This window comes from Streptomyces sp. NPDC007205, assembly GCF_040634095.1.
GTDB lineage: Bacteria > Actinomycetota > Actinomycetes > Streptomycetales > Streptomycetaceae > Streptomyces.
Genome location: NZ_JBEYEW010000007.1, coordinates 131,211 through 157,988, shown reverse-complemented (window position 1 = coordinate 157,988; position 26,778 = coordinate 131,211). Strand labels below are relative to the sequence as shown.

The following is a 26,778-nucleotide window of genomic DNA, read 5'->3' as shown; positions in this document are numbered from 1 at the left end:
CTCTGCGGGGCGCCCCCAGCCGTGTCACACGGGCGTGCCGGTCAGCCCTTGGTGGTGCACTGGGGCAGCGCCGCGGTGTTCCCGCTGCGGATGTCCTTCAGCGCACCGAGCGCGTCCCCGATCGTCTTGACCTTCACCAGCCGGAGCCCGCTCGGCGTGTCCTTGGCGGCGGCCGCGCAGTTGTCGGCGGGCGTCAGGAAGTACTGGGCGCCCTTGTCGCGCGCGCCGACGGTCTTCATCTCGATGCCGCCGATCGGTCCGACGGTGCCGTTGTCGTCGATGGTGCCGGTGCCGGCGACGAACCTGCCGCCGGTCAGGCTGCCCGGGGTCAGCTTGTCGTAGATGCCGAGGGCGAACATCAGGCCGGCGCTCGGCCCGCCGACGTCGGCGAGCTTGATGTCGATGGTGAACGGGAAGGTGTGGTCGGTCCCGGCGGAGATCCCGACGATGGCCCGCTTGGCGCCGGTGTCGTCGGAGGTGGTCGTGGTGATGGTGACGTCCTGGGTCTTCGTCGCCGTCCTGTGCGCCTTCTCGGCGGCGGCCTGCTCCTTGGCCGGGACGACGGTGAACACGACCTTCTGCCCGGGCTTGTGCGCGGTGACGAACTTGGCCACGTCGGAGGGCTGCTTCACGGCCGTACCGTCCACGGTCTTGATCACGTCACCGGCGTGCAGCCTGCTCTCGGCCGGTGAGCCCTTGACGACGGTGGAGACGATCACCCAGGACTTCACGGGGACGCCCAGTTCCTTCAGGGCGGCGACCTTGGCGCTCTCCTGGGACTGGCTGAACTCCTCGGCGTTCTCCTGGGTGGACTGCTGCTCGGTCTTGCCGTCCGGGTAGAGCGTGTCGTGCGGCACGATCTTGCTGTCGGGCGCCAGCCAGCCGTACACCGCCTCTACCAGGTTCATCCGGAAGTCCGCGCTGGTCACTCGGACGGTCGTCATGTTCAGGTGACCATCGGCCGGGTACGTCTTGTGCCCGGTGATCTGCAGCACCGGCTCGCCGTCGTGGTCCCCCAGCGTGTTCACGGTCGGGCCGGGAGACATCTCCGCGTACGGCACGGGGATGAGCACTCCCGCGCACAGGAGCGCGATCAGCATCAGGGTGGAGGCGAGCATCGTCGCGGTGCGGCGTGGCATGACACGACAGTACGGGACGCCTGTGTCAGCGGACCGTCAGGGCATCCGTCACGCACCGCCGGCACCCGTGCGGGACCGCTCCATGGCTTCACGGAACCGGGCATAGCCGTCCAGCTCGGGGCCGTCGCCGCGCACCTTGCGTGTTCTGTTGGCCCAACTGCCCCACAGCCCGCCGCCGATCGCGGCCAAGAGCGGAATCAGCAGCCAGACAAGCGCCCCCATGCCGACCTCCCAACGCCATGAGCGTCCGCAACTGACTGATCAGCAGATTAACCATCCGCACTGACAACGCTCACGCGAGGGGGCCGGTTACGCAACCTGGGGGGCCCAGATGCCCCGAGTGACGGACGTCAACAGGCCCCGACCCATTCTTCCGTCCCGTCCGAGAACTTCTGGTGCTTCCAGATGGGCACCTCGTGCTTGAGGTCGTCGATCAGCTTGCGGCAGGCCTCGAAGGCCTCGGCCCGGTGCGGACACGCCACGCCGACGACCACGGCGAGATCCCCCACGTTCAGGTCGCCCACGCGGTGCACGGCGGCCAGCGCCCGCACCGGATACTCGGCCACCACCTTCTCGGCGATCCGCCGCATCTCGGCTTCGGCACTGGGGTGGCAGGAGTACCCGAGGGCGTCCACGTCGGCGCCCCCGTCGTGGTTCCGCACGGTCCCCACGAACAGCGCGATGCCCCCGGCCGCGTCGTCCCCGACGGCCTGGAAGACCTCGTCCACGGAGAGCGCGGTCTCCCGGACACCGATCAGCTTGATGGGATCCTGCGCCGCCTGCTCACCGGGGTGCTCGTTCGCATGTGCCATGCCCCCATCGTGCCGCACGCGCGTGACACGCGGGTATACGAGATTCACCAGGCACGCGCGTGGGGCGTCTTGGAGGCTTGTACGACGCGGCGGCTTGTACGACGTGGCGGCGGCCTGTCGACGTGGCGGCCTGTACGACGTGCGCCCCCGGCGCGGCACGCCTCACACCCGCCGCCGAGCCTTCCGAGCCCGCCGGACCACAGCGGCAGCGCCCAGCAGAGCCACCGTCGCCCCCGCGGCTCCCGCCGCCGTCGCGTCCTTGCGCCCCAGCCGCCGCCCCGCCACCGTATGCCGTCCGGAAACCTCCTCCAGCAGTTCCGCGAGCACCTCCTCGTTGGTCCACTGCGGCCGCCATCCGGCGTCGTGCAACCGGCTGCCGCTGACCACCCACGGGTACATCGTGTACGCCAGATCCCCCGCGGGAGAGGGCGTGAGCCCGATCCGGTGCAGCCGGGCCGCCGCGCCGAGCGCGACCGCCGACGGCAGCTCCATCCGCCGGATCCCGCTGAGCTCCTCGACCTCCTCCTGCTCCAGCCACCCGTCGCAGCCGACGGCCAGTTCCCCGTCGACCTTCTCCAGGACGGCGTACTCCAGAGCACCGCACAGGTCCTCGACGTGGCAGAACTGCCACGCGGGCCGTGACCCGGCGACGACGAGCAGCCGCGGGGACTCGAAGTACCGGGTCAGCGCGGTGTCCGTGCCGCCGACCAGCACCGCGGGCCGTACGACGGTCACGTTCAGCCCCGGGTGCGCCCGCGGCGCCCGCCGCGCCAGCCGCTCGATCTCCAGCAGGTCCCCGACGCCGGTGGCCTCGGCTGTCGCCCGCAGCTCGGCGTCCTCCGAGAGAGGCAGCTCGTTGTCCGGCAGCGCGCCGTAGACCATCGCCGAGGTGCACAGCACGACCCGGTGCACGCCGGCCGCCGCGGCGGCCGTGAGGACGGTCTGTGTCCCCCGGACGTTGTAAGCGGTACGAGCCGCCGCATCGGTCTCCAGATCGAGGTCGAGCGCGAGGTGGACGACCACGTCGGCGCCCCGCAGCTTGTCCGCGATGGCGGGGTCGCGCACGTCGAGGATGTGCCAGCTGGCGGCGGCACACTCGCCTCGCCGCTCGTCGATGGCGATGACCTGCTTGATCTCCTCGGAGGCGGCGAGCCGCTCGGTGAGCAGGGCACCGACCCCGCCGGCGGCTCCGGTGACCGCGACGACGGGTCCGCGCAGGGCAGTCGTCTCGCCGGCGCGAAGCGCCGTCGTTGAGGGGCGGTGGTCGGGCGACGGGTGGGCTGTGGGGTTTCGCGCTGCGCGAACCTGCGGATCTGGGGAACTCACCGGGCGTCTCCAGCGGTTGTCTTCAGTACGAGCGCGGGGGACGCGTACGTACCAGGTGCATCCATCCTGCCGCAGGCCTGCCGTGGGCGAAGCACCGAGGCCCGATCGGGTCCGGGTGTCTAGGCTGGGTGGTGTTGTCGGGCAGCCGCGCCGCCGGAGAGAACCGGCGGCCTTACCAGCCGAGGAATCCCGTGAGTGACACCCCATTCGGTTTCGGCCTTCCGCCGGAGGAGCCGGAAGACGGCGACGAGGGCAAGAAGAAGGACCAGCAGAGCGGTGGTGAGCAGGGACCGGCCAACCCGTTCGGCTTCGGCGGCCTGCCCGGAGCCGGGGGCTTTGGCGGCCCCGGCGCCGACAATCCGCTCGCAGCCATGTTCGGATCCCTGAACCCCACCGACCTGGGCGCCGCGTTCCAGCAGCTGGGCCAGATGCTCTCCTACGAGGGCGGTCCGGTGAACTGGGACATGGCCAAGCAGATCGCCCGCCAGACGGTCGCCCAGGGCGCCCCGGACGGCACGAAGGACGCCAGTGTCGGGCCGGCCGAGCGCAAGGCGGTCGAGGAGGCCGTCCGCCTGGCCGACCTGTGGCTGGACGACGCCACGTCCCTGCCGTCGGGCTCGGCCTCGGCGGTGGCCTGGTCCCGCGCGGAGTGGGTGGAGGCGACCCTGCCCGCCTGGCAGGAGCTGGTCGACCCGGTCGCCGAGCGGGTCGGCGCGGCCATGGGCGACGTCCTGCCGGAGGAGATGCAGGCCATGGCGGGCCCGCTGATCGGCATGATGCGCTCGATGGGCGGCGCCATGTTCGGCACGCAGATCGGGCAGGCCGTCGGCGTGCTCGCGGGCGAGGTCGTCGGCTCCACCGACGTCGGCCTGCCGCTCGCCCCGGCCCGCAAGGCCGCGCTGCTCCCCGCCAACGTGGAGGCCTTCGGCAAGGACCTCGGCGTACCCCAGGAGGAGGTGCGGCTCTACCTGGCCCTGCGCGAGGCGGCCCACCAGCGCCTGTTCGCGCATGTGCCGTGGCTGCGCTCGCACCTGTTCGGCGCGGTCGACGGCTACGCGCGCGGGATCAAGGTCGACACGGCCAAGCTGGAGGACGTGGTCGGCCAGTTCGACCCGCAGAACCCCGAGCAGCTGCAGGACGCGCTGCAGCAGGGCATGTTCCAGCCGGAGGACACCCCGGAGCAGAAGGCCGCCCTGGCCCGTCTGGAGACCGCTCTGGCGCTCGTCGAGGGCTGGGTGGACGCGGTGGTGCACGCGGCGGCGAAGCCGCGGCTGTCCTCCGCCGACGCGCTGCGCGAGACCCTGCGCCGGCGCCGCGCGACCGGCGGCCCGGCGGAGCAGACGTTCGCCACGCTGATCGGCCTGGAGCTGCGCCCCCGCCGGCTGCGCGACGCCTCCCGCCTGTGGGCCTCGCTCACGGACGCGCGCGGGGTCGACGGCCGGGACGGCCTGTGGGCCCACCCCGACATGCTCCCGACCGCGACCGACCTGGACGACCCGGACGGTTTCGTGCACCGCGAGCAGCTGGACTTCTCCGAGCTGGACAAGATGCTCGGCGAGGCGGCGGGCGGCTCGCAGGGCAAGCCCGACCTGCGCAAGAAGGACGACGACACCAGGGGCGACGACGCCGAGTGAGCCTGTACGACGACGCGGTCCTCGTACTCAAGGGGTACGAGGACCAGGACGAGCTGCGCCAGGCCTATCTCGACCACCTGCAGGCGCACCCCGACGGCATGTGGAAGGCCTGTACGCCCGGGCATGTCACGGCGAGCGCGCTGGTGATCGACCCGGCGCGGGAGCGGGTGCTGCTGACCCTCCACAAGAAGATGCGGATGTGGCTGCAGATGGGCGGCCACTGCGAGCCCGCCGACGCCACGCTGGCGCAGGCGGCCCTGCGGGAGGCGACGGAGGAGTCGGGCATCGCCGGGCTGGCCCTGCTGTCCGGTGGCCCGGTGCGCCTGGACCGCCACCACACCCCGTGCGCCTGGCACCTCGACGTCCAGTACGCGGCGCTCGCTCCGGCCGGCGCCGTCGAGGCGATCAGCGACGAGTCGCTCGACCTGCGCTGGTTCGCCTACACCGAGGTGCCGGACGTGGCGGACGAGTCGGTCGTACGGCTGCTGGACGCGACCCGCGCCAGGCTGTGAACGTGTAAGGGGCGGCCGCATTGGGTGGCCGCCCCTTACCTCTGTCTCCGGACGGTCAGTTCCAGACATTCCCCTGGTTCTGCCCGCGCGCCCCGTGCTGCCCCATGCCGAACTGGGCGGCGAGGCCCTGGCCGATCACCGCGTTCTGCGGCGGCAGCAGCTCGCTGGGCTGGACCAGCGCGAACCCGGACCCCATGAAGCTCAGCTCCCAGCCCTCACCGGTGCTGCCGCGCCTGCGCCACACCCCCGAGGAGTGCGTCTGGGCCTGCATCTGCACACGCAGCCCGGTGGACCAGGCGACGATCGCGTCCGCGTCGCAGTTGACGTACCTGTCGGGCGTGACCTGCATCAGCAGCGGCGCACCGGAGGTCATCAGGGCGACCCTGCCGCGCCCGGTGATGTTCAGCTGGTACTTCCCGGAGCCGGAGATGCCGTAGAGGCTGTCCACGGCGATGACCTCGTGGTGCAGCGAGGAGTCCATGGCGAGGACGTAGGAGCTGTCGACGGTCAGCCCGTCCTGCTCGACGTCCATGATGTGCACGTGCTGGCCGAGGTTGGCGAGGTACACCGTGCCCTGTCCGTGACAGCGCATCAGGTCCAGGCCCTCGCCGGTGTGCGCACGCGCGCGTGCCTGGTTGTTGCTGCGGTACTCGGCGTCGAACTCGACCAGGCCCTGGTAGGCGACCATGGTGCCCTTGCGGGCCAGGATGTCGTCGTGGCCCTCCAGGGTGACGCGGAGCATCTGCTTGTTCTGCAGGCTCCAGCGCTCCTGGGTCTGGACGTCGTTGTGTGCGAAAAGCGGGCTCTGCATGGCGTTCTGGCTCCCCCTCAGCCCCGGATCCGGAGGCGGTCGGTGCTGTCCTCGCTGGGCTGGACGACGACGATGCCCTGGCCGGAGAAGGCCATCTGGTAGGCCTCGCCGCTGCCGCGGCCGATCAGCGACTGCGCCTTGAAGCTGCGTTTGCCCTTCACCCTCAGGTTCGGCGACCAGGCGACGAGCGCGTCGGGGTCGACGTACGTCTCGTCCTCGCCGCCGCCGCAGTCGACGACGATCGGCGTGCCCCGGGAGGTCAGCGCGACCCAGCCCTGCCCGGAGATCCTGGTGTTCCACAGCCCCTGCCCGGCGAACTTCGCGAGTCCCTTGACCCGCTCGACACCCCACGTCAGATGGGCGTCGAAGGCGAGCAGGTTGGTGGCGTTGACGGAGATGCCGTCGCCGTTGAGGTTGATCACGACGACGTTCGCGCCGTAGTCGGCGAGGTAGAGCAGTCCGTCACCGGTGCACTTCATCAGCGGGGCGCCCTCGCCGGTGATCCAGTCGCGGGCGATCTGGCGGACGGCCGGCGGGTTGGGCTCGTACTGGACGAAGCCTTCGTAGGCGACCATCGAGCCCACGCGCGCGAGGAGGTCGTTTCCGGTCTGCATGGCGACCTTCAGCATGTGCTCGCCGTGGTTCTCCATGCGGGCGGTGACGGGTGCGGGGGCGTAGCCCGCGAGCGGCTGGTTCATGACGGGCTCCCCTTAGACCTCGTACGGCTGGACGACGATGAAGTTGCCGGGTGCGCCCCGGAACTGGAGGTTGACGCTCTCGCCGGTGTCGCCCGGGTAGGCGTTGCGGCGCATGCGGACCTGGCTGGAGACGATCACCTGGGCGGCGGCCGACCAGGCGACGACGGCGTTGCAGTCGGCGAAGGTGGTCGGTGTGACCGGCAGGACCACGGGCGTGCCGTGCGTCTTGACGACGATGGTGCCGGTGCCCTGGAACTGCATGGTGAACAGCGCGCCGCCGGGGATGCCATGGCCCTCGATGCGGCGGACCTCGTACTGCAGGGTCTCGTCGAAGGCGAGGACGTTCTCCGCGGACACGCAGATCGCGTCACCCTGGAGTTCCACGGGGTGCACGTGGGTGGAGTTCTCGGCGAGGAACACCTGGCCGTTGCCGGTGCAGCGCATCAGCTGCATCTCCTGGCCGGTGGCGCTGCCGACGATCCGCCCGGCGAAACCGGCGCCCTTGTAGCTGAAGTCGACCTTGCCCTGGTAGAGCACCATGCTGCCCTGCTTGGCCAGCACGGGCTGGCCGCCGATGCCGAGGTCGACGCGGATGAGCTTCTTGTTCTGCTGCGTCCAGCGCTGTCCGGTCGGCGTCTCCTTGAACGCCTGGAGCGCGGCCGTCACACCGGCACCGCCCTGCGGGAGGCCCTGCGGCACTCCGTAGCCGGCGGGCTGCTGGCCCGGGACCTGGCCGTAGCCCGGAGGCATGGGCGGGGCGGGCTGACCGCCGTAGGAGGGCGGCTGCTGGCCGTAGCCCGGAGGCATCTGCGCGGTCGGCTGGCCACCGTACGACGGCTGCTGGGGCGGCTGGCCGTACGGCTGCTGCTGGGGCTGACCGTACGGCGCGGGAGCCGGGGCCGGCGGGTGGACGGTGCCGCCGGCGGGCGGGGTCAGGGGGGCGATGACCGTCGGCGCGGCATGCACGTTCGGCGCCGGGGACGGGGGCGGGGTGTGGCCGGGCGCCGGGGACGGGGTCTGGCCGGGCGGGGTGAAGCCTTGCGGCGGAGTGCCGCCGGCCGGCGGGGCGAAGCTCTGCGCGGCGGACTGCGGCGCGGGGGCCTGGGCGGCGGGCGCGGGCGCGGGGGCCGTGGGGGCGGCGAAGGCCGGCGGGGCGGCGGCCTGGGCGGGCGGGGCGAAGCCGGGGGCGGCGCCGGGCTGTGGCTGCTGCGGGGCGGCGGGAGCCTCCTCCTCCTGCTCCAGCACCTCGCCGCCGAAGTTCTTCAGCAGGGCTTCCAGACCGCCGTCGAAGCCCTGCCCGACGGCGGCGAACCGCCACACGTCCTTCAGGTAGATGTCGCCGAGCATCACGGCCCGCTCGGTGGAGAACTCCGCGCCGGTGAAGGAATACCGCGCGACCTCCTCGCCGCCGGCCACGATGCGCAGATGGCCGGGCGCGACCTGCGACATCTGCCCGGCGCCGTCGATGGTCGCCGTGAAGGACAGCTTGCGGATGTGCGAGGGGATCCGGTCCAGCGTGACCCGGAACGACTCCGTGTCGCCCGCCTGGGCACCCAGCAGCTGGACGGACCCCTCCGGGGACTTCGGCTGGTTGAAGAAGACGAAGTACCGGTCGTCCGAGAGGCGCTCGTCGGCGTCCAGACCGAAGCAGCTGATGTCGAAGGTGAGCCCGGGAGCGGAGATCTGTACGCCTACGTACAGATCCGTGCCCGCCGTGAGGTCACTGATCCTGGCCTTGTGGCCGCGTTGGAATTCCCTGGCCATGCGTAACGACCGTCCCCCATCCCGAATGTGAGTGCGTCGCGCCAGGCTAACGGCAAAGACCGACATCACCCGCAGCCGGTACAGACCCGGTACACAACCGCACCCCGAGGCGGACGGACGGCGCGCGGCTCACTCCCCGCGCGTCCCCGGCGCATGCGGCAGCCGCTCGGCGGCGACGACCCCTTCGAGATAGCCCCGCGCCCGCTCGGTGCGCGGGTACGCCTCCAGCAGCCGCCAGAAGTCGGGCCCGTGACCGGGGACCAGCAGATGCGCCAGCTCATGGCAGAGGACGTAGTCGATGACGTACTCGGGCATCCCCTGCAGCCGGTGCGAGAGCCGGATGCTGCCCTCGGCCGGGGTGCACGAACCCCAGCGGGTGTTCTGGTTGGTGACCCAGCGCACGGAGGCGGGCCGCGCCCGGCCGTCGAAGTACTGCGCCGACAGCCGCTCGGCGCGCTCGCCCAGCTCGGCGTCGCCCAGTTTCCGTTTGCTCTCCTGGGCGGCGAGTTTGTCGAGCATGACGGTGATCCAGCGCTGTTCCTCCGCCTTCGACATCCGGGCGGGGATCAGTACGACGGTGCGATCGCCCTCGCGGTACGCGGAGACCGTCCGGCGGCGCCGGGTGCTCCTGCGGACCTCGATCGCGCTCGCCCCCGAGCCGCCGGGCGGCTGGCTCGTCGTGCTGCGCTGTGGCTTTCCGGCGCGGTGCAGTGGGTCGGCGGGCACGCCCCGACGTTACCCGCTGGGCAGGGCCGAAGTCCCGGCTCCGGAACGGTTCGATGCCGATCCCCCACCATGCGTTTGATTCTTATGACTCCTCCGACCGATCCGCACATCCGCTTTATGCCAGTTACACCTAAAAATGACGCTCTTTACCAACAGGCTTATATGACAAACATGCCCGACCTGTGGATAACTCTCGGCGCCTGACGGACCGGCGCGGCATGCTGGCAGGTGTCGGCGGAGCACGACCGCCTCCGCAGACGACGAGAGGTGGAAATGCCTTCAACGGATACGGGGGGCCAGTCATGCATCCGGTGCTGAAACCCGCGCTGCGGCGCGGCTGGCGTGATCGCGACACCGTGCAGTTCGGGATGACACCGGCGCACGCGCTGACGCTGGGCCCGATGGACCCGGCGACGAGCGGCTTCCTGGATTTGCTCAACGGCACGCGCGGGCTGCCGCTGCTGCGCGAGGAGGGCCGCCGCGTCCACCTGCCGGCCGGCCGTGTCGACACCCTGCTGGCACGGCTGACCCGCGCGGGCCTGGTCGACGACGCGCGCGGCGGCGGACCGGCCGCGGACGCCCTGCGCGAGAAGCCGGACGTCCTGCGGCGGCTGCGCCCCGACCTCGCCGCACTGTCCCTGACCACGGCCGAGCCGGGCGCCGCACTCGCCCGGCTCGCCGCCCGCCGCGCGCTGCGCGTGCAGGTGCGGGGCGCGGGACGGGTCGGCGCCGTGCTGGCGTCGGTGCTGTCCGGCGCCGGAGTCGGCGAGGTCGACGTGCGCGACTCGGGACACGTCGAACCGTGGGACCTGGCCCCGGGCGGACTGGCCGCCGAGTCGCTCGGCGAGCGCCGCGAGACGGCGGCGCGAGCCGCCGTGCGCCGCGCGGCACCCGACCACCCACCGCGCCACGCCCACTCCCCCGGATCCGGCGCCCAGGACGCCGGGCTCTCCCTGGTGATCCTCGCCCCCCGCGACGACGTGGCCGTGCACGCACCCGACCCGGCCGACGCCGAGCCGCTCATGACCGCCGGAACACCGCACCTGTACGCCGGTGTGGCCGAGGGCACAGGCGTCGTGGGCCCGCTCGTCCTGCCCGGCGAGTCGGGCTGCGCCGGCTGCCTGCACCTCGACCGCGGCGACCGGGACCCTGCCTGGCCCCGGCTGACCGCCCAGTGGCGGTCCCCGAAGGCCCGCCGGGTCGGCGCCTGCGATCTGACGCTGGCCACCACGGTCGCGGGACTGGCCGCGGCGCACGCGCTGGCCTTCCTCGACAGCCAGACGCCGTCCGGCCTGGACACCCGCTGGGAGGTGTCCCTGCCCGGTCTGGACTGGCGCAGCCGGCCGGTCCGGCCGCATCCGGCATGCGGGTGCGGAGCGGCGGAGAGAGGTAAGAAGGGGGAGCACTCCTCAACGGGCGGCGAACGGCGCGCGACAATGGCGGTGCAACGGCCGTCGGCGAAGCGACGACGCAAGGCAGGCGAGGCGCGGCCGACTGGGACTTGGAGGGCGCATGTCTGATCTTCCCCGGAAGGCGGTCACCCGTACCGCCAAGCTCGCCGCGCTCCCGCTCGGCTTCGCCGGCCGGGCGACCTGGGGGCTGGGCAAGCGGATCGTGGGCGAGTCCGCGGAGATCGTCGGCCGGGAGCTGCAACAGCGCACGGCGGAGCAGCTGTTCAAGGTGCTCGGCGAGCTGAAGGGCGGCGCGATGAAGTTCGGGCAGGCCCTGTCCGTCTTCGAGTCGGCGCTGCCCGAGGAGATCGCCGGCCCCTACCGCGCGGCCCTGACCAGGCTCCAGGAGGCGGCACCGCCCATGCCGACCCGCACCGTGCACGCGGTGCTCCAGGAGCGGCTGGGTCCGGACTGGCGCGACCTGTTCGAGGAGTTCGAGGACAAACCGGCCGCCGCGGCCTCGATCGGGCAGGTGCACCGGGCCGTGTGGCACGACGGCCGCGAGGTGGCGGTCAAGGTGCAGTACCCGGGCGCCGGCGAGGCCCTGCTCTCCGACCTGGGACAACTGAGCCGCTTCGCCCGCCTGTTGGGGCCGCTGATCCCCGGCATGGACATCAAGCCGCTGATCGCGGAGCTGAAGGACCGCGTCTCCGAGGAGCTGGACTACGGACTGGAGGCGCAGGCCCAGTCCGCCCACGCGGAGGAGTTCGCGGACGACCCGGACGTAGTGGTCCCCGCGGTGGTGCACCAGTGCGAGCAGGTCCTGGTGACCGAGTGGATCGACGGCATCCCGCTGTCGGAGGTGATCTCGGACGGCACCCAGGAGCAGCGCGACCGGGCCGGCCAGCTCCTGGCCCGCTTCCTCTTCTCGGGCCCGGCCCGCACCGGCCTGCTCCACGCCGACCCCCACCCGGGCAACTTCCGGCTGCTGCCCGGCGGCCCGGACGGCGAGGACGACTGGCGCCTCGGAGTCCTCGACTTCGGCACGGTCGACCGGCTGCCCGGGGGCCTGCCCCTGCCGATCGGCACCTCCCTCCGCATGACGCTGGACAGCGACGCCGAGTCGGTCTACGACATGCTCTGCGCCGAAGGTTTCGTGAAGGAGTCCATAGAGCTGGACCCCGACGCGGTCCTCGACTACCTGCTGCCGATCATCGAACCGGCCCGGGTCGAGGCGTTCACCTTCACCCGCACCTGGATGCGCAGCCAGGCGGCCCGTATCGCCGACCCCCGCTCCCCCGCCTACCAACTGGGCAAGCGGCTGAACCTGCCGCCGGCCTATCTGCTGATCCACCGGGTGACCCTGAGCACCATCGGCGTCCTGTGCCAGCTGGGCGCCACGGTGCGGCTGCGCGCGGAACTGGAGGAGTGGCTGCCGGGATTCGTGCCCGAGGACGACCTGAGCGAGGAGGAGCCGGCGGCGGAGGCTTGATCCGTGGTGCCTTGAAGTTGGGGCGGGGTGGGGAGGGAGGGGGGAGGGGGAGGGGGAGGGAGGGGGGCCCACCCCCCAGGAAGCCTCAAGGAAGCCCCAAGGAAGAGCTCACCACCAAGCCGAGTCCAGACGCCCCTCGATCGCCCGTAGGTTCTCCCTGGAGCAGGTGTCGCAGAAGTACTGGCGGATGCCGTTCTCCACGGAGCAGGTCCAGGTGGTCGGCGGGGCGCCATCGGCGGGGATGCCGCAGTGGGCGCACACGAGCACGCGGCGCTCCGGAGTAGAGCCGCCCTGATCACTTCTCCCGGGAAGACTCGTCACCCGGCGACGATAACTCCGCCGACGGCCGATCGCCGTGCACAACGCACCGCGGGGGCCGGTCCGTTCAGCCGGACCGGCCCCCGCGCAGAAGGCTCCGCCTCCCCGACGGGCCGGGAGGCCACCGCTTCGTCAGGTGTGATCGTTACTGCATGACCGCCATGGCGAGCGCGCGCCGGGCGCGCAGCGAGGCCCGCTCGGCCCGGCGCTGCATCCGCTGGGCGACCGCCAGGCGCACGGCCCGGCGTTCCCGCACGGCGTAATCGAGTCGCTCGTGCATATGCGCACGAGCCAGGGCTTCTTGCATGAGTTGCATCTCCCGGGTCCGGTTCTGGCGCGCTTCGGTCGCGCTGGTGGTGGTGACGTCTGGGATCGCGGAGCCTGCGAGCTCGCTGGTGGACGGCTTCATCGGGGCCTGCTTCTTGGGGTCGTGCGTGAGGGGACGGTCGATCGTTCCTGCGGTGTTCATGCCGTGACCGGGTTCTTCCGCGGGCGACCACGCGGCCGCTTCCGGGCGACGACGACACCCTGGACGAACAGCTCGCCACCCCAGACGCCCCAGGGCTCACGCCGCTCCTTGGCACCGGCGAGGCAGGCCTCGATCAGCGGGCAGGTGCGGCAGAGGGACTTGGCGTACTCGACGTCCGCCGGCGACTCGGCGAAGAAGACCTCCGGGTCGTAGGAGCGGCAGGGGACGGGTACGCCGAGGTTCTCGATGGCGTCGTCGAGCGCGGTGAGCGCGGTGAGGGGGGTCAAGGTGGAGTCCTCCGTGAGGCCGGGCGGGGGGATCGTTTGCGAAGGCGGTACGGACGGGGCGTGCGCTTCGAGTTGCACGGTTTGTCTTCCTCGTCTGGTCGTTCCGGCCGGTTGACCGGGTGTCGGCTTGGTACCGGGTTCTTTTCTTGTCCCGGGGCCCCTTCGCTCCGTCGTCCCCGATTCGGGGAAAACAGAAGGGCCGCGGATCCCGGATGGGGTTCCGCGGCCCTGAAGGCGCCGGCCTGATCGGATCAGGCTGGATCACTCCAGGGTTCTGGCCCACGGAAGGCCCACATCAGGTGGTGCTGCGTCGTCTGCTTCCGGAATCCGGCACCGGCCGCCGCAAAGGCATAGGCCTGCGCCTGTGCCGCTACCGCTTCCAGTGCCTTGGTCGGTCGCTCATTGCGCTCACGGACAGGAAGGTCCGTGAGAACGGGGGAGGACGCCGGACGCGCGGCACGGATGCCGGACAGACCGGTGCCCTGGGAGGAGGCGCCGAGCATGCACAGGGAGACGGCCGAGCGATCGGTCAGTTTGGCCGTGCTGATGGTGCTGGTGTTGATGCTGATCACTGGACTCGCCTCCTCTCGGCGTCTCTGGGACTGGGGTGAGCCAGTCCGTTCGGATATGCAAGTACAACACGGAGTTGCGGCCTTCGAGAAGGCCGCTGCTTCCGTGCCTAGAACCTATGGGGATTGCTGGGGCATGCGCAAACTATTTTTTCGACGAGTTCGCATCAGTCGTCCTCGTCGGCTTCCCCGGCCTTCTGGCCTGCGCAGATGGCCAGCACGTCGGTTCCGTAGCTGCGCAGCTTGCGGCTGAGGACACCGGGGATGCGGGAGAGTTCGGCGGAACTGTCGGGCCGCGCCTCGGCGATGGCCATCAAGGTGCGGTCGGTGAAGACGCAGAAGTCGGGCTGCCCGCTGCGCTCGGCCTGGACTGCGCGCCATTCCCGCAGCCGTTCGTAGAGCCCTTCGTCCATGTCCGACGGGCAGTCCTCGCAGCGCATCAGCTTCATCTCGCCCGCGTCGGTGAGGGTGCGGCCGCAGACCCGGCAGCGGGCGGGGATGCGCTGGGCACGCCGGGGAGCGGCGCCGCCACCGCGGGCGGTCCCGTGCTCGACGCCTCCGCCGGCACCGGTGCCGGTGCGGCCGACCGTGGCGGTGGTGCCCGGACGCAGCCCGTCGAGGAAGCGGCTCGGTCTGCGGCTCGGCCGACCGCCCGGGGAGCGGGACAGGGCCCAGGAGAGGTGGAGCCGTTCCCGCGCGCGGGTGACGCCGACGTAGAGGAGCCGGCGTTCCTCCTCGATCTGCTCGTCGGTCCTGGCGTAGGTGATGGGCAGCATGCCCTCGGCGATGCCGGCCAGGAAGACGACATCCCACTCCAGGCCCTTGGCCGCGTGCAGGGAGGCGAGGGTGACGCCCTGGACGGTCGGGGCGTGCTGGGCGTTCGCCCGCTCGTCCAGTTCCGCCACGAAGTCGCCGAGGGTGGCGCCGGGCCGGGCGGCGGCGAGGTCGTGGGCGAGGTTGACGAGAGCGGCAAGGGACTCCCAGCGCTCTCTGACGGCGCCGGAGCCGGCCGGGGGCACGATGGTCCAGCCTTCCCCGGACAGGACGGCACGCACCTGGGAAGGCAGGTCGACGGCGTCGTCCAGCAGCGAGTCGTTGCCGCCGAAGCGGGCCGCGCCGCGCAGGGCGACGCCGGCCTTGCGCACCTCGGGCCGGTCGAAGAAGCGCTCGGCGCCCCGCAGCTGGTAGGGGACGCCCGCGTCGGCGAGGGCCTGCTCGTACGTCTCGGACTGGGCGTTCGTACGGAACAGGACGGCGATCTCGGAGGCCGGGACGCCGGCGTCGATCAGCTCGCGGATGCGGCGGGCGGCGCCTTCGGCCTCGGCGGGCTCGTCGGTGTACTCGGTGTAGACGGGCTCGGGGCCGGGGGCGCGCTGGGAGACCAGTTCCAGCCGGTGGTCGGCGGCGCGGCCCCGCGCCTGGGCGAGCAGGCCGTTGGCGAGGTGGACCACCTGGGGGGTGGAGCGGTAGTCGCGGACGAGTTTGACGACGGTGGCGCCCGGGTGCCGGGCACGGAAGTCGAGGAGGTGGTCGGGCGTCGCACCGGTGAAGGAGTAGATGGTCTGGCTGGCGTCGCCGACGACGCACAGGTCGTCGCGGTCGCCGAGCCACAGGTCCAGCAGCCGCTGCTGCAAGGGGCTGACGTCCTGGTACTCGTCGACGACGAAGTGCTGGTACTGGGCGCGGACCTGTTCGGCGATGTCGTGCCGGTCCTGCAGGATGGCGACGGTCAGCAGCAGGACGTCCTCGAAGTCGATCAGGGCGCGGTCGCGCTTGAGGTCTTCGTAGGCGGCGTAGAGGTGGGCGATCTCGGCAGGGTCGCGCGGGGCCTCGCGGCCGGCCTTCACGGCCGCGTGCGGGTAGTCGGCGGGGATGGTCTGGGTGACCTTGGACCATTCGATCTCGGCGGTGACGTCCCGCAGCTCGCCCCGGTCGAGCCGGGTGCCCAGGCTTGCGGCCGCCTCGGCGACGAGCTGGATCTTGCGGTCGATCAGCCGGGGCATGCCGCCACCGATCGCTTTCGGCCAGAAGTACTGCAGCTGGCGCAGGGCGGCGGAGTGGAAGGTGCGGGCCTGGACGCCGTGGGCGCCGAGCTGGCGGAGCCGGCCGCGCATCTCTCCGGCGGCGCGGTTGGTGAAGGTGACGGCGAGCACGCTGGACGGCTGGAGGAGGCCGGCCCGCACTCCGTAAGCGATGCGGTGGGTGATCGCCCGGGTCTTGCCCGTGCCCGCTCCGGCCAGGACGCACACCGGGCCGCGCAGGGCGGTGGCCACCGCGCGCTGCTCGGGGTCGAGCCCTTCGAGCACCGCGTCGGCCGAGTCCGGTGTCTGCGGGAAAAGGGTGGAATGCGTTGCTGCTGTCACATGGCCATGCTGCCAGGTCGTAAGGGACTGCCGTGTCGGTTGTCCACAGGCGGGCACCCATAGTCGTATTAATGCGGCAGGCGTCACAGTCCCCCTGTGGACACCGGGAATGACCGACGACTCGCGTACGTTCCTCCCCCGGACGATTTTTCCCAGCTGCCCGAGGAGCACGAGAGACATGCAGGGGACTGTGACGATGTACAGCACCACTTGGTGCGGCTACTGCCGGCGGCTGAAGAGCCAGCTGGAGCGGGAGGGCATCGCCTACACCGAGATCAACATCGAGCAGGACCCCGAGTCCGCGGCTTTCGTGGAGAAGGCGAATGGCGGAAACCAGACGGTCCCGACCGTTCTCTTCGCGGACGGCACGACGCTCACGAACCCGTCGCTGGCCCAGGTGAAGCAGAAGATCGCCGCGTGACACTCCGCGGGTTTCCCGCGGTGACGGCAGCAGGGCGGCCCCTGATGGGATCAGGGGCCGCCCTGCTGTGTTCCGGTCGAGGCTGGGCTCAGACGAAGCTGCGCGTCGGCAGCGGCTTGCCGTACCACATCTCGATCAGGCGGGCCGCGATGGAGATGCCGTAGGGCGGCACCACCTCGCCGGACTCGAAGGCCTCGTGGAGTTCCTCGCGGGAGAACCAGCGGGCCTCGTGGATCTCGTCGCCGTCGACGTCGATCTCGGTGGAGGTGGCGCGGGCGAGGAAGCCGAGCATCAGGCTGGACGGGAACGGCCACGGCTGGCTGGCCACGTACTCCACGGGGCCGACGGTCACACCGACCTCCTCGGACACCTCGCGGCGCACCGCCTGCTCGATGGACTCGCCGGGTTCGACGAAGCCGGCGAGCGTCGAGAAGCGGCCCTCGGGCCAGTGGACCTGGCGGCCGAGCAGGATGCGGTCGTCGGCGTCGGTGACGGCCATGATCACGGCCGGGTCGGTGCGCGGGTAGTGCTCGGCGCCGCAGGCGGGACAGCGGCGGATGTGACCGGCGGCGGCGATGACCGTGCGCTCGCCGCAGCGGGAGCAGAAGCGGTGGGTGCGCTGCCAGTTCTCCAGGCCGACGGCGTGCACCATGAGCCCGGCGTCGCGCGGCGAGAGCAGCAGGCCTGCCTCGCGCAGCCCGGCGGGGCGCGCGGACTGGTCGATACGGCCGGGCAGCGCGTCCTTCTGGAGCGCGAAGTAGCTGACGCCGTCCTCGTCGATGCCGAGGAAGTAGCGGTGCGCCTCGGTGAGCGGGGCCTCGAAGGACGGCGTCATGACGAGTTCGGTCCTGCCGTCCGGTGTCTCGTCGATGAGCGCCTGGCCGCCGGAGACCACGAAGCAGCGGGTGGTGGGGTGGCTCCACGCCGCCGCGAGCCAGGCCTCGTCGAGCCGGTGGTGGGCGGCGCGGTCGATGCCGCTCGGGGCGGTCAGCGAGATGGGTCGATCGGCTGTGTCGTCGGTGCAGGTGGTCACGGGTGCTTCCAACTCCCCCAGGGCAGCGGTTCGTTCGGCGGGCGGTTCGGCGGGACGTACGGCGGGAGGGCACCGGGCCGGGGCGCGGGCGGGTCGGCGGGGCGGTGCTTCCAGTGTGCCCCGCCTGCGGTGTCCGCCCGTGCGGCGTCGGCCGGTCAGGGCGTGGGGCGCCAGTGCTCGGCCAGGTCACCCCAGAGGTAGGCGCTGGTCTCGACGCCCTTGAGGAGGAGGTCCAGCTCGACCTTTTCGTTCGGGGCGTGCCAGCCGTCGGAGGGGACGGAGATGCCCAGGAAGAGCACGGGGGCGGCGAGGACCTCCTGGAGGTCGGCGGCTGGTCCTGAGCCGCCCTCACGGGTGAAGCGGACCGACTTCTCGAAGGCGCGGCCCATGGCGCGGACCACGGACTGCAGTGCGGGGTGGTCGAGCGGGGTCAGGCACGGGCGCGTGGCCGAGCCGAAGCTGATCTCGTACCGGATCCCGGCGGGCACCTGCGTCTCGGCCCAGGTGCGGACGGCCTTCTCGAGGTGGTCGGGGTCCTGGCCCGCGACCAGCCGGAAGGAGAGCTTGACCATGGCCGAGGACGGAATGATCGTCTTGCTGCCGGGGCCCTGGTAGCCGCCGCCGATGCCGTTGACCTCGGCGGTCGGGCGGGCCCAGATGCGTTCGAGGGTGCTGTGGCCGGCCTCGCCGTGGGTGGCGCGGGACTTGGCGGTGTCCAGCCAGCGCTGCTCGTCGAAGGGCAGCTCGGCGAGCAGCTCGCGCTCGCGGTCGGTCAGCTCGACGATGCCGTCGTAGAAGCCGGGGACGGCCACGCGCGCGTGCTCGTCGTGCAGGGCGGCGACCAGGCGGGCGGCGGCGGTGGCCGGGTTGGGTACGGCGCCGCCGAAGGAGCCGGAGTGGATGTCCTGGTCGGGGCCGTAGAGCCGGATCTCGCACTCGGCGAGGCCGCGCATGCCGGTGCACACGGTCGGGGTGTCCTCGGACCACATGCCGGTGTCGGAGACGATCACGGCGTCGGCGGCGAGCCGTCCCGCGTGCTCCTCGACCAGGGCCCGGAAGTGCGGGGAGCCGGACTCCTCCTCGCCCTCGATCAACAGCTTCAGGTTGACGGCGGGGGCGGTGCGGCCGGTGGCGGCGAGGTGGGCGCGGACGCCGAGTGTGTGGAAGAACACCTGGCCCTTGTCGTCGGCGGCCCCGCGCGCGTAGAGCCTGTTTCCGCGGACGACCGGCTCGAAGGGGTCGCTGTTCCAGCCGTCCTCGCGGGCGGCGGGCTGTACGTCGTGGTGGCCGTATACGAGGACGGTGGGCGCCTCGGGGTCGCCGGAGGGCCACTCGGCGAAGACGGCCGGGGCACCCGGGGTCGGCCAGACCTCGGCGGTCGGGAAGCCGGTCTCCTTGAGCTTGGCGGCGAGCCAGTCGGCGCTGCGTCGTACGTCGGGCGCGTGGTCGGGCTGGGCCGACACGGAGGGGATGCGCAGCCATGCGGCGAGGTCGTCGAGGAAGGCGGCGCGGTGCTGCTCGATGTACGTGCGGACGGCGCTGTCCGGGGTCTGGCTCATGCTCACGAGCCTATCGGCCCGCACCGACATCCTCGGCGGGCGGTTCGTCACACTCGGGTCGACTGGTGTGCCGCTTCGGCGTCTTCCGCTTCGGCGTCTTCCGTTCCGGGATCTCCTGTTCCGGGGTCTTCTGGTCAGGAGTCTTCTGGTCAGGAGTCTTCTGTTCCGGAGTCTTCTGTTCCGGGGTCCTCCGTGAGGAGCCGTTCCAGGGCGGCCCGGTCCGGCAGGTCGCGGGGTCGTACGACCTCGCCGCTGCGCACGTACAGGAAGGCGGCCGTCACGGACTCCGGCGGCACGCCCTGCTGCTCGGCCCAGGCCAGCCGGTACACGGCGAGCTGCAGCGGGTCGGCGCTGCGGGTGCGGCTGGTCTTCCAGTCGACGATCTCGTACGTCGCCCCGTCGCCGTCGCCGTGCCGGTAGACCGCGTCGATGCGGCCCCGCACGACGCGGCCGGCGAGGGTGAGCTGGAAGGGGGCCTCGACCCGGTGGGGGGTGCGCCGGGCGTACTCGCTGCGTTCGAAGGCCTCCTTCAGGGCTTTCAGGTCGTGTTCGTCGGCGATCTCGGCGTCGCTGCCGGGCAGCTCGTCCGGTTCCAGCAGGGGCAGGGTCAGTTCCTCGAAGCGGGCTTCGACCCAGGCGTGGAACCGGGTGCCACGGCGCGCGGCCGGTTGCGGGGGGCGGGGCATGGGGCGTGCGAGTTCGCGCGCGAGCCCGTCCGGGTCCTCGGCCAGGCGCAGCAGCTGGGTCGCGCTGAGCGTGGCGGGCAGCGGGACGTCGGTGACGGCCTGCCGGGCCCGCAGGAGCTCTCCGGAGAGCGCGTCAAGGTCACGGTCCCAGGAGGCGATCGTGCGGGCCTCCTCGGGGGTGAGGGAGGTATCGGGCGCGGGGTCGCCGGGGGTGCGCGGGGCGTGGGCGCCGGGCGGGGGGGACTGGTGGGGGACGGTCGGCCGCTCGGCGCCCCAGGAGTCCCATCCGTCGGGATCCTGCGCGTCGGGGCCCCCTCCGTCGTGGGGGGGCTGGTCCCCGTACAGGTCCTCCTCATACGGGTCCTCGTCGTACAGGACCTCGGAGTACGAGCCCTCGGAGTACGAGCCCTCGGAGTACGGGCCCTCGGCGTAGGGCTCGTCCTCGTGCGGTTCCCCGCCGTACAGGTCTTGGCCGTCGCCGTCCTCGTCCTCCGGCGGTGCGGGCCAGTCCGGGTCGTCGAGGGCGGCCGGGTCGTGCGCGGCCGGCGGATGGCCGGGATCCTCGGCGGCGAGGGCGTCCAGGTGGGCGAGGACGGTGTCGGCGGCTGCGCGGCGGCGGGCCAGGGCGGCGGCGTCCAGCGGGAGCGGCCACACCTGGTCGGCGCCGGCCGTGTGCAGGGCGGGGTTCTCCTCGTCCTCGGCGGGCTCCTCGGCCCACACCTCGATCTCGCCGTACCCGGCGGCGCAGTGGTCGTGGAGGTCCTTGAGGAAGTCGGAGGGGCCGCGCGGCTTCTTCTGGCTGGGCCCCCACCAGTGGCCGGAGCCGAGCAGCAGGGAGCGGGGGCGGGTGAAGGTGACGTAGCCGAGGCGGAGCTCCTCGGTGTGCTGGTGGTCCTTCATGGCCTCGTGGAAGGCCTTCATGCCGCGCGCGTCCCAGCTGTCGACGTCGGGCAGGGTGTCCGTGTCGCCGCGCAGGGCGTGCGGCACCACCTTGGCCTGCGCCGTCCACTTCTCGCGGCCCTGTGCGCTGGGGAACGTGCCCTTGACCAGTCCGGGAACGGCGACGACGTCCCACTCCAGGCCCTTGGACTTGTGGGCGGTGAGCACCTTGACGGTGTTCTCGCCGCCGGGCAGGGCGTTGTCGAGGCCCTTCTCGTACTGTGCGGCGGTGCGCAGGAAGCCGAGGAAGGCGAGCAGGGTCGCTTCTGCGTCGTTCGCCGCGAAGGAGGCGGCGATGTCCAGGAAGTTGGACAGGGTCTCGCGGCGGCGGGCGGCCAGGGCGTGCGGGGACGCCGACAGCTCCACCTCCAGGCCGGTGACGGCGAGGACGCGGTGCAGGACGTCCATGAGCGGGTCGGACAGTGAGCGGCGCAGGTCACGCAGCTCGGCGGCCAGCCGGGCGAACCGCACGCGCGCGTCGGGCGAGAACGGCAGCCCGTCGTCCGCGCCTTCCCGGAAGTGCCCCTCCATCGGTGACTCGAGGAAGGTGTCGAGGGCGTCCGCGAGCGATATCACCTCGGCCGGGTCGACCCCTTCGACGGCGGCGGCGAGCCGGTGGTCGGGGTCGTCGGGGTCGTCCCCTCGCGCGTGGACGACGAGCAGGCGGGCGCGGCGGCCCAGCAGGGCCAGGTCGCGGGGGCCGATGCGCCAGCGCGGGCCGGTCAGCAGGCGCACCAGGGAGGCGTTGGCGCCGGGGTCCTGGAGGACTTCGCAGACGGCGACGAGGTCGGCGATCTCGGGCAGGTGCAGCAGCCCGGACAGGCCGACGACCTCGACGGGGATGTCGCGGGCCACGAGGGCGCCCTGGATCTCGGCGAAGTCGGTCGCCGTACGGCACAGGACGGCGATCTCGCCGGGGGCCGTGCCGGTGTGCACGAGGTGGGCGATCGAGTCAGCGATCCAGGCGGTCTCCTCGGCGTGGGTGCGCAGCAGGGCGCAGCGGACCGTGCCGTCGTGCTCGGCGCCGGGGGCCGGGCGGAGGGCCTCCACGCCCGCGTGCATGGCGCGCAGCGGCTCGGCGAGGCCGTTGGCGAGGTCGAGGAGGCGGCCACCGCTGCGCCGGTTCTCGCTGAGTGCCTGCCGGGTGGCGGGCCGGCCGTCGGGGTGCGCGAAGTGCGCCGGGAAGTCGTCCAGGTTGGCGACGGACGCGCCGCGCCAGCCGTAGATCGCCTGGCAGGGGTCGCCGACCGCGGTCACCGGATGGCCCGTACCGCCGCCGAACAGACCCGCCAGCAGGACGCGCTGGGCCACCGAGGTGTCCTGGTACTCGTCCAGGAGCACCACGCGGAACTCCTCGCGCAGCAGCCGGCCCACCTCGGGGATGCCGGCGAGGCGGGCGGACAGGGCGATCTGGTCGCCGAAGTCGAGCAGGTCACGCTCGCGCTTGGCGGCCCGGTAGCGCCGGACGAGGTCGGTCAGTTCCCGGCGGGCTGCGGCCGTCTCGGGGACCTTGCGCAGATCGGCGTTGGTGAGCTTGGCGCCCTCCAGGGTGTGCAGCAGGTCCGCGTCCCAGGCGCGCAGTTCCTCGGGCTCGACGAGGTGTTCGGCGAGCTCCGAGTCGAGCGCGAGCAGGTCGCTGACGAGGTCGGCGAAGGAGCGGGTCAGCGCCGGGTAGGAGCCGGGGGCCTCGCGCAGCACGCGCGCGGCGAGCTGGTAGCGGGTGGCGTCGGCGAGCAGCCGGGAGGTGGGCTCCAGGCCGAGGCGCAGACCGTGGTCGGTGAGCAGCCGGCCCGCGAAGGAGTGGTACGTCGAGATCACCGGTTCGCCGGGAGGGTTGTCCGGGTCGATGACGTCCGGGTCGGTGACACCCGCCTTGATCAGGGCCTTCCGGACGCGTTCGGCCAGCTCACCGGCGGCCTTGTTGGTGAAGGTGAGGCCGAGGACCTGTTCGGGGGCGACCTGGCCGGTGCCGACCAGCCAGACCACGCGGGCGGCCATCACGGTGGTCTTGCCCGACCCGGCTCCGGCCACGATCACCTGCGGGGCGGTCGGCGCGGTGATGCAGGCCGTCTGCTCCGGGGTGAACGGGATGCCGAGGAGCTCTTTGAGCTGCTCGGGGTCGGTGATACGGGCGGGCATGTCGGGAAGGCTAGCGGCGGGGACTGACAGTCGAGGACAAACCAGCCCCCCGGGAAGGAAGAAGCGCAGGTCAGCCCATGTGGTGCCGTACGTCACCCACGCACCCGCAGGCACTCACTCGACCACGTGCCGTCCCTCGGGCCGTGCGCTGCACGAGGCGCGGAACGCGCAGTGGGTGCAGTGCTGGCCGGTGTTCGGCGCGAACCGTTCGTCGAGGACCTTGCCGGCGGCGGTGGCCAGCAGCTCGCCGACCCACTCCCCCGTCACCGGGTCCTGCGTCTGCACCTTGGGCAGGCTGTCGCCTCCGTCGCGTTTGGCGGCGCCTTGCCTGAGGTGCACCAGTTCCGCGCCGCCGGGTTCGGGGCGTACGCCGTCGAAGGCCTCGTCGACGGCGCCTTCGCGGACGGCGAGCTGGTAGACGGCGAGCTGGGGGTGGCGGGCCACCTCGGCGGCGCTGGGTGCCTGTTTGCCGGTCTTGAAGTCCACCACGTAGGCGCGGCCCTCGCTGTCCGTCTCGACGCGGTCCATCTGGCCGCGGATGCGGACCTGGTAGTCGCCCGCTTCGAGGGTGACGTCGAAGTCCTGCTCGCTGGCCACCGGAGTGCGCCCGGTACGGCGGTCCAGCACATGCCAGTTCAGGAAGCGTTCGAGCGCCACGCGCGCGTTGTCCTTCTCCTGCTGCGACTTCCAGGGCGCGTCGAAGGCGAGCGCGTTCCACACCGTGTCCAGGCGTTCCATCAGGACGTCGAGGTCGGCCGGGCTGCGGCCGGAGGCGACCTCGTCGGCGAGGACGTGGACGACGTTGCCGAAGCCCTGGGCGGCGGTGGCGGGGGCGTCGGCCTTCACTTCCCGGCCCAGGAACCACTGGAGGGCACAGGTGTTGGCGAGCTGGTCGAGAGCGCTGCCGGAGAGTACGACCGGCTGGTCGCGGTGGCGCAGCGGCACCTTGCTCTCGGTCGGGTCGTACATGCCCCACCAGCGGTAGGGGTGCGCGGACGGCACCAGCGGGCGGCCGTCCTCGTCGGCGAGTGCGGCGAGCCGGGCCAGGCGGCGGGCGGCGGCCTGGCGCAGGGCGGCGGACGCGCGCGGGTCGACCGTGGTGGCGCGCAGTTCGGCGACGAGCGCGGCCACGGACAGCGGGCGCCGGGGGCGGCCGGTGACGTCGCGGGGTTCCACGCCGAGTTCGGTCAGGAATCGGGACGGCTGGTCACCGTCGTCGGCCGGTGCCTTCACCGCGGTCACGACGAGACGTTCACGCGCGCGTGTGGCGGCGACGTAGAACAGCCGGCGTTCCTCGGCGAGCAGCGCGCCCGGGGTGAGCGGTTCGGCGAGGCCGTCCCGGCCGATGCGGTCGGCCTCCAGGAGGGAGCCGCGGCGGCGCAGGTCGGGCCACAGGCCCTCCTGGACGCCGGCGACGACGACCAGCCGCCACTCCAGGCCCTTGGCGCGGTGCGCGGTCATCAGACGGACGGCGTCCGGGCGCACCGTGCGGCGCATGAGCGTGTCGGCGGCGATGTCCTCGGCCTCGATCTCCTCCAGGAAGTTCAGCGCGCCGCGCCCCCCGGTGCGCTCCTCGGCGCGCGCGGCGGTGGCGAACAGCGCGCACACGGCGTCCAGGTCCCGGTCGGCGTTGCGGCCGGCCGCGCCGCCGCGCCGGGCGGCCCGCTCCAGGCGTGCGGGCCAGGGTGTGCCCTCCCACAGGTCCCACAGCGCCTCCTCGGCCGTACCGCCGCCGGCCAGCCGTTCGCGGGCCTTGCGGAGCAGCGCGCCGAGGCGCTGTGCCCCGCGCGCGTACGCCGGGTCGTGCACGGCCAGGCGCTCGGGTTCGGCGAGCGCCTGTGCGAGCAGTACGTCGGAGGGCGGCGGCAACGGGTTGCCGGCCGCCCGCTCCTCCTCGCGCAGGGCACGCCCGAGGCGGCGCAGGTCGGCGGGGTCCATGCCGGCGAGGGGCGAGGCGAGCAGGGTGAGCGCGGTCTCGGTGTCGAGCCAGGAGGTGTCCGGGGGGTGTTCCCCAGTTACGTCGGGGTGTTCCCCGGTTGCTTCGGGGTCTTCCCCGGTCGCTTCGGGGTCTTCCCCGGTCGCTTCGGGGTGTTCCCCGGTTGCTTCGGCGACCTCGTCCGGGCCGGGTGCGGCCCGGTCCTCCTCCCGCCCGCGGGCCTCCGCCCCGGCCACCGCGCGCAGGGCCGTCAGCAGCGGGGTCACCGCCGGCTCGTGGCGCAGGGGCAGGTCGTCGCCGTCGATGTCCAGCGGGACGCCGGCCGCGGTGAGGGCGCGGCGCAGGGTCGGCAGGGTGCGGGAGCCGGCCCGGACCAGGACGGCCATGTCGCTCCAGGCGACGCCGTCCTCCAGGTGTGCGCGGCGCAGGATGTCCGCGATGTTGTCCAGTTCTGTACCTGCTGTCGGGTACGTGTAGACCTCGACGCGACCGCCGTCCCGTACGGCGGCCGGCTCGCGGTGGGCGCGGACCTTCTCGGCGGGCAGCCGGGGCAGCGGCATGCGCCGGGTGATCAGGCGGGTGGCGGCCAGCAGGGCGGCACCGGAGCGGCGGGAGGTGCGCAGCACCTCGACGGGGGCGGGGCGGCCGTCCACGCGCGGGAAAGCCGCCGGGAAGTCGAGGATGCCGTTCACGTCGGCACCGCGGAAGGCGTAGACCGACTGGTCGGGGTCGCCGAGGGCGACCAGGGTGCGTCCGTCGCCGGCCAGCGCGTGCAGGAGCCGTACCTGGGCGGGATCGGTGTCCTGGTACTCGTCGACGTACACGGCGTCGTACTGGGCGGCGAGCCGGGCGGCGGTCTCCGGGCGGCGGGCGAGCAGGACCGCGCGGTGGACCAGTTCCGCGTAGTCGATCACGCCCTGCAGGTCGAGCACGTCGAGGTACTCGGCTAGGAAGGCGGCGGCGGCGCGCCAGTCCGGGCGCCCGATACGGCGGGCGAAGGCGTCCAGCGCGTCGGGGCCGAGGCCCAGCTCGCGGCTGCGGGCGAGGACCGCGCGGACCTCGTCGGCGAAGCCGCGTGTGGTCAGGCAGGCGCGCAGTTCGTCGGGCCAGCGGACATGGGTGAGCCCGAGCCGCTCCAGCTCCGGCTGCCCGGCGAGCAGCTCGCGGACGGCGACGTCCTGCTCGGGGCCGGAGAGCAGGCGCAGCGGCTCGGCGAACAGGCCGCTGTCCTGGTGGGCGCGGACCAGGGCGTAGCAGTACGAGTGGAAGGTGGTCGCCCGGGGTGCGCGGGCGGCGCCGATGCGCAGGGCCATGCGGTCGCGCAGGTCGACGGCGGCCTTGCGGCTGAACGTCAGCACCAGGATGCGCTCGGGGTCGGCGCCCCGGGCGATCCGCGCGGCCACCGACTCGACGAGGGTGGTGGTCTTGCCGGTGCCGGGTCCGGCGAGGACGAGCAGGGGTCCGCTGCGGTGGTCGACCACGGCGCGCTGTGCCGCGTCCAGGCGAGGGGGGGCCGTGGCGGCCGGCGGGGTACGGACCAGCCGGTAAGCGCCACGGCCCCCCTGCCGCACCTGGGGGTGCGGCAGACGCCTGGTGGTGGAGGAGGAGCTCACGTGATCGGCCGGTCCTGTGGTCGTGCTGGTGGGCGGGCGGTCACGCGTACATGGCGGTGGCCGCGGGGTGAGGGGGACGTGCGCAGCAGACGCTACGCCGCCGCACCGGACGGAAGCCGGGCTTCGGCTTCTTCTCTTGCG

Annotated in this window: 22 protein-coding genes; 5 read left to right on the top strand and 17 right to left on the bottom strand. The window is 72.6% G+C overall.

The features are described from left to right. Window positions 1-41: 41 nt before the first annotated feature. The 4 genes from ABZ624_RS14800 to ABZ624_RS14785 all read right to left on the bottom strand — a co-directional run bounded on the left by ABZ624_RS14800 (window position 42) and on the right by ABZ624_RS14785 (window position 3,277). Entirely contained in the window at window positions 42-1,139 is a 1,098-nt protein-coding gene (locus ABZ624_RS14800) for a PDZ domain-containing protein (protein ID WP_360087337.1), read from the bottom strand. Window positions 1,140-1,187: 48 nt separating this feature from the next. Continuing rightward, on the bottom strand, window positions 1,188-1,361 hold the full coding sequence (locus ABZ624_RS14795) for a hypothetical protein (RefSeq protein WP_351238236.1): 174 nt from the start codon (window positions 1,359-1,361) through the stop codon (window positions 1,188-1,190). Window positions 1,362-1,489: 128 nt separating this feature from the next. Then, on the bottom strand, window positions 1,490-1,951 hold the full coding sequence (locus tag ABZ624_RS14790) for a molybdenum cofactor biosynthesis protein MoaE (protein WP_360087334.1): 462 nt from the start codon (window positions 1,949-1,951) through the stop codon (window positions 1,490-1,492). Between the two features lie 162 nt (window positions 1,952-2,113). Beyond that, the gene (locus ABZ624_RS14785) at window positions 2,114-3,277 is read right to left on the bottom strand and encodes an SDR family oxidoreductase (protein ID WP_360087331.1); all 1,164 of its coding nucleotides are present in this window, start codon (window positions 3,275-3,277) and stop codon (window positions 2,114-2,116) included. Between the two features lie 191 nt (window positions 3,278-3,468). Here ABZ624_RS14785 and ABZ624_RS14780 point away from each other — a divergent pair, with 191 nt between their 5' ends. Both ABZ624_RS14780 and ABZ624_RS14775 read left to right on the top strand, forming a co-directional pair. Next, window positions 3,469-4,911, top strand: a complete 1,443-nt coding sequence (locus tag ABZ624_RS14780) for a zinc-dependent metalloprotease (RefSeq protein WP_360087328.1) — start codon at window positions 3,469-3,471, stop codon at window positions 4,909-4,911. After that, a complete protein-coding gene (locus ABZ624_RS14775; protein WP_360087326.1) occupies window positions 4,908-5,423 on the top strand; it encodes an NUDIX hydrolase in 516 nt (171 codons plus the stop codon). The genes ABZ624_RS14780 and ABZ624_RS14775 overlap by 4 nt, the downstream gene beginning before the upstream one ends. Before the next feature lie 55 nt (window positions 5,424-5,478). On the opposite strand, the gene ABZ624_RS14770 is transcribed toward ABZ624_RS14775, so the two are convergent. From ABZ624_RS14770 to ABZ624_RS14755, 4 genes are all read right to left on the bottom strand, one after another. Further along, window positions 5,479-6,234: an AIM24 family protein gene (locus ABZ624_RS14770; protein ID WP_360087323.1), complete on the bottom strand. Its 756-nt coding sequence runs from the start codon at window positions 6,232-6,234 to the stop codon at window positions 5,479-5,481. 17 nt (window positions 6,235-6,251) lie between these two features. Beyond that, complete coding sequence (locus ABZ624_RS14765) at window positions 6,252-6,932, bottom strand: AIM24 family protein (RefSeq protein ID WP_360087320.1); 681 nt, start codon at window positions 6,930-6,932, stop codon at window positions 6,252-6,254. Window positions 6,933-6,944: 12 nt separating this feature from the next. Then, a complete protein-coding gene (locus ABZ624_RS14760) occupies window positions 6,945-8,696 on the bottom strand; it encodes a TerD family protein (protein WP_360087317.1) in 1,752 nt (583 codons plus the stop codon). A 129-nt stretch (window positions 8,697-8,825) separates the two neighbouring features. Next, complete coding sequence (locus ABZ624_RS14755) at window positions 8,826-9,422, bottom strand: M48 family metallopeptidase (protein ID WP_360087314.1); 597 nt, start codon at window positions 9,420-9,422, stop codon at window positions 8,826-8,828. Between the two features lie 302 nt (window positions 9,423-9,724). On the opposite strand from ABZ624_RS14755, the gene ABZ624_RS14750 reads away from it, so the two are divergent. Further along, window positions 9,725-10,942, top strand: a complete 1,218-nt coding sequence (locus ABZ624_RS14750) for a TOMM precursor leader peptide-binding protein (RefSeq protein ID WP_360087311.1) — start codon at window positions 9,725-9,727, stop codon at window positions 10,940-10,942. Continuing rightward, window positions 10,935-12,305, top strand: coding sequence for an AarF/ABC1/UbiB kinase family protein (locus ABZ624_RS14745; RefSeq protein ID WP_360087309.1), 1,371 nt, complete (start codon window positions 10,935-10,937; stop codon window positions 12,303-12,305). Before ABZ624_RS14750 ends, ABZ624_RS14745 begins: the two co-directional genes overlap by 8 nt. 108 nt (window positions 12,306-12,413) lie before the next feature. On the opposite strand, the gene ABZ624_RS14740 is transcribed toward ABZ624_RS14745, so the two are convergent. From ABZ624_RS14740 to ABZ624_RS14720, 5 genes are all read right to left on the bottom strand, one after another. After that, window positions 12,414-12,626, bottom strand: a complete 213-nt coding sequence (locus tag ABZ624_RS14740) for a hypothetical protein (protein ID WP_360087307.1) — start codon at window positions 12,624-12,626, stop codon at window positions 12,414-12,416. A 142-nt stretch (window positions 12,627-12,768) separates the two neighbouring features. After that, window positions 12,769-13,092 (bottom strand): hypothetical protein, encoded by a 324-nt coding sequence (locus ABZ624_RS14735; protein WP_360087304.1) that lies wholly within the window; start codon window positions 13,090-13,092, stop codon window positions 12,769-12,771. Then, window positions 13,089-13,457 carry a WhiB family transcriptional regulator gene (locus ABZ624_RS14730; RefSeq protein WP_023546912.1) on the bottom strand — a complete coding sequence of 123 codons (369 nt, stop codon included), beginning with the start codon at window positions 13,455-13,457 and terminating at the stop codon, window positions 13,089-13,091. Before ABZ624_RS14730 ends, ABZ624_RS14735 begins: the two co-directional genes overlap by 4 nt. A 173-nt stretch (window positions 13,458-13,630) precedes the next feature. Further along, complete coding sequence (locus tag ABZ624_RS14725) at window positions 13,631-13,951, bottom strand: hypothetical protein (protein ID WP_360087301.1); 321 nt, start codon at window positions 13,949-13,951, stop codon at window positions 13,631-13,633. 164 nt (window positions 13,952-14,115) lie between these two features. Next, window positions 14,116-16,368 carry an ATP-dependent DNA helicase UvrD2 gene (locus ABZ624_RS14720; protein WP_360087298.1) on the bottom strand — a complete coding sequence of 751 codons (2,253 nt, stop codon included), beginning with the start codon at window positions 16,366-16,368 and terminating at the stop codon, window positions 14,116-14,118. Window positions 16,369-16,489: 121 nt separating this feature from the next. Here ABZ624_RS14720 and ABZ624_RS14715 point away from each other — a divergent pair, with 121 nt between their 5' ends. Then, complete coding sequence (locus ABZ624_RS14715; protein WP_360087295.1) at window positions 16,490-16,732, top strand: mycoredoxin; 243 nt, start codon at window positions 16,490-16,492, stop codon at window positions 16,730-16,732. 88 nt (window positions 16,733-16,820) lie between these two features. Here the strand turns inward: ABZ624_RS14715 and nudC are convergent, their stop codons facing one another. The 4 genes from nudC to ABZ624_RS14695 all read right to left on the bottom strand — a co-directional run bounded on the left by nudC (window position 16,821) and on the right by ABZ624_RS14695 (window position 26,637). Next, the gene (gene nudC, locus ABZ624_RS14710) at window positions 16,821-17,765 is read right to left on the bottom strand and encodes an NAD(+) diphosphatase (RefSeq protein WP_360087292.1); all 945 of its coding nucleotides are present in this window, start codon (window positions 17,763-17,765) and stop codon (window positions 16,821-16,823) included. Between the two features lie 155 nt (window positions 17,766-17,920). Further along, complete coding sequence (locus tag ABZ624_RS14705; RefSeq protein WP_360087289.1) at window positions 17,921-19,324, bottom strand: dipeptidase; 1,404 nt, start codon at window positions 19,322-19,324, stop codon at window positions 17,921-17,923. A gap of 149 nt (window positions 19,325-19,473) precedes the next feature. After that, on the bottom strand, window positions 19,474-23,088 hold the full coding sequence (locus tag ABZ624_RS14700; RefSeq protein WP_360087286.1) for a UvrD-helicase domain-containing protein: 3,615 nt from the start codon (window positions 23,086-23,088) through the stop codon (window positions 19,474-19,476). 114 nt (window positions 23,089-23,202) lie between these two features. Beyond that, entirely contained in the window at window positions 23,203-26,637 is a 3,435-nt protein-coding gene (locus ABZ624_RS14695) for an ATP-dependent DNA helicase (protein ID WP_360087283.1), read from the bottom strand. Between the last annotated feature and the right edge of the window lie 141 nt (window positions 26,638-26,778).

What these genes read in the sequence shown, in the direction of transcription:
- ABZ624_RS14800 (WP_360087337.1), bottom strand. Translation starts at nt 1,139, where the DNA reads ATGCCACGCCGCACCGCGACGATGCTCGCCTCCACCCTGATGCTGATC.
- ABZ624_RS14795 (WP_351238236.1), bottom strand. Translation starts at nt 1,361, where the DNA reads ATGGGGGCGCTTGTCTGGCTGCTGATTCCGCTCTTGGCCGCGATCGGC.
- ABZ624_RS14790 (WP_360087334.1), bottom strand. Translation starts at nt 1,951, where the DNA reads ATGGCACATGCGAACGAGCACCCCGGTGAGCAGGCGGCGCAGGATCCC.
- ABZ624_RS14770 (WP_360087323.1), bottom strand. Translation starts at nt 6,234, where the DNA reads ATGCAGAGCCCGCTTTTCGCACACAACGACGTCCAGACCCAGGAGCGC.
- ABZ624_RS14765 (WP_360087320.1), bottom strand. Translation starts at nt 6,932, where the DNA reads ATGAACCAGCCGCTCGCGGGCTACGCCCCCGCACCCGTCACCGCCCGC.
- ABZ624_RS14760 (WP_360087317.1), bottom strand. Translation starts at nt 8,696, where the DNA reads ATGGCCAGGGAATTCCAACGCGGCCACAAGGCCAGGATCAGTGACCTC.
- ABZ624_RS14750 (WP_360087311.1), top strand. Translation starts at nt 9,725, where the DNA reads ATGCATCCGGTGCTGAAACCCGCGCTGCGGCGCGGCTGGCGTGATCGC.
- ABZ624_RS14745 (WP_360087309.1), top strand. Translation starts at nt 10,935, where the DNA reads ATGTCTGATCTTCCCCGGAAGGCGGTCACCCGTACCGCCAAGCTCGCC.
- ABZ624_RS14735 (WP_360087304.1), bottom strand. Translation starts at nt 13,092, where the DNA reads ATGAACACCGCAGGAACGATCGACCGTCCCCTCACGCACGACCCCAAG.
- ABZ624_RS14715 (WP_360087295.1), top strand. Translation starts at nt 16,490, where the DNA reads ATGCAGGGGACTGTGACGATGTACAGCACCACTTGGTGCGGCTACTGC.
- ABZ624_RS14705 (WP_360087289.1), bottom strand. Translation starts at nt 19,324, where the DNA reads ATGAGCCAGACCCCGGACAGCGCCGTCCGCACGTACATCGAGCAGCAC.
- ABZ624_RS14700 (WP_360087286.1), bottom strand. Translation starts at nt 23,088, where the DNA reads ATGCCCGCCCGTATCACCGACCCCGAGCAGCTCAAAGAGCTCCTCGGC.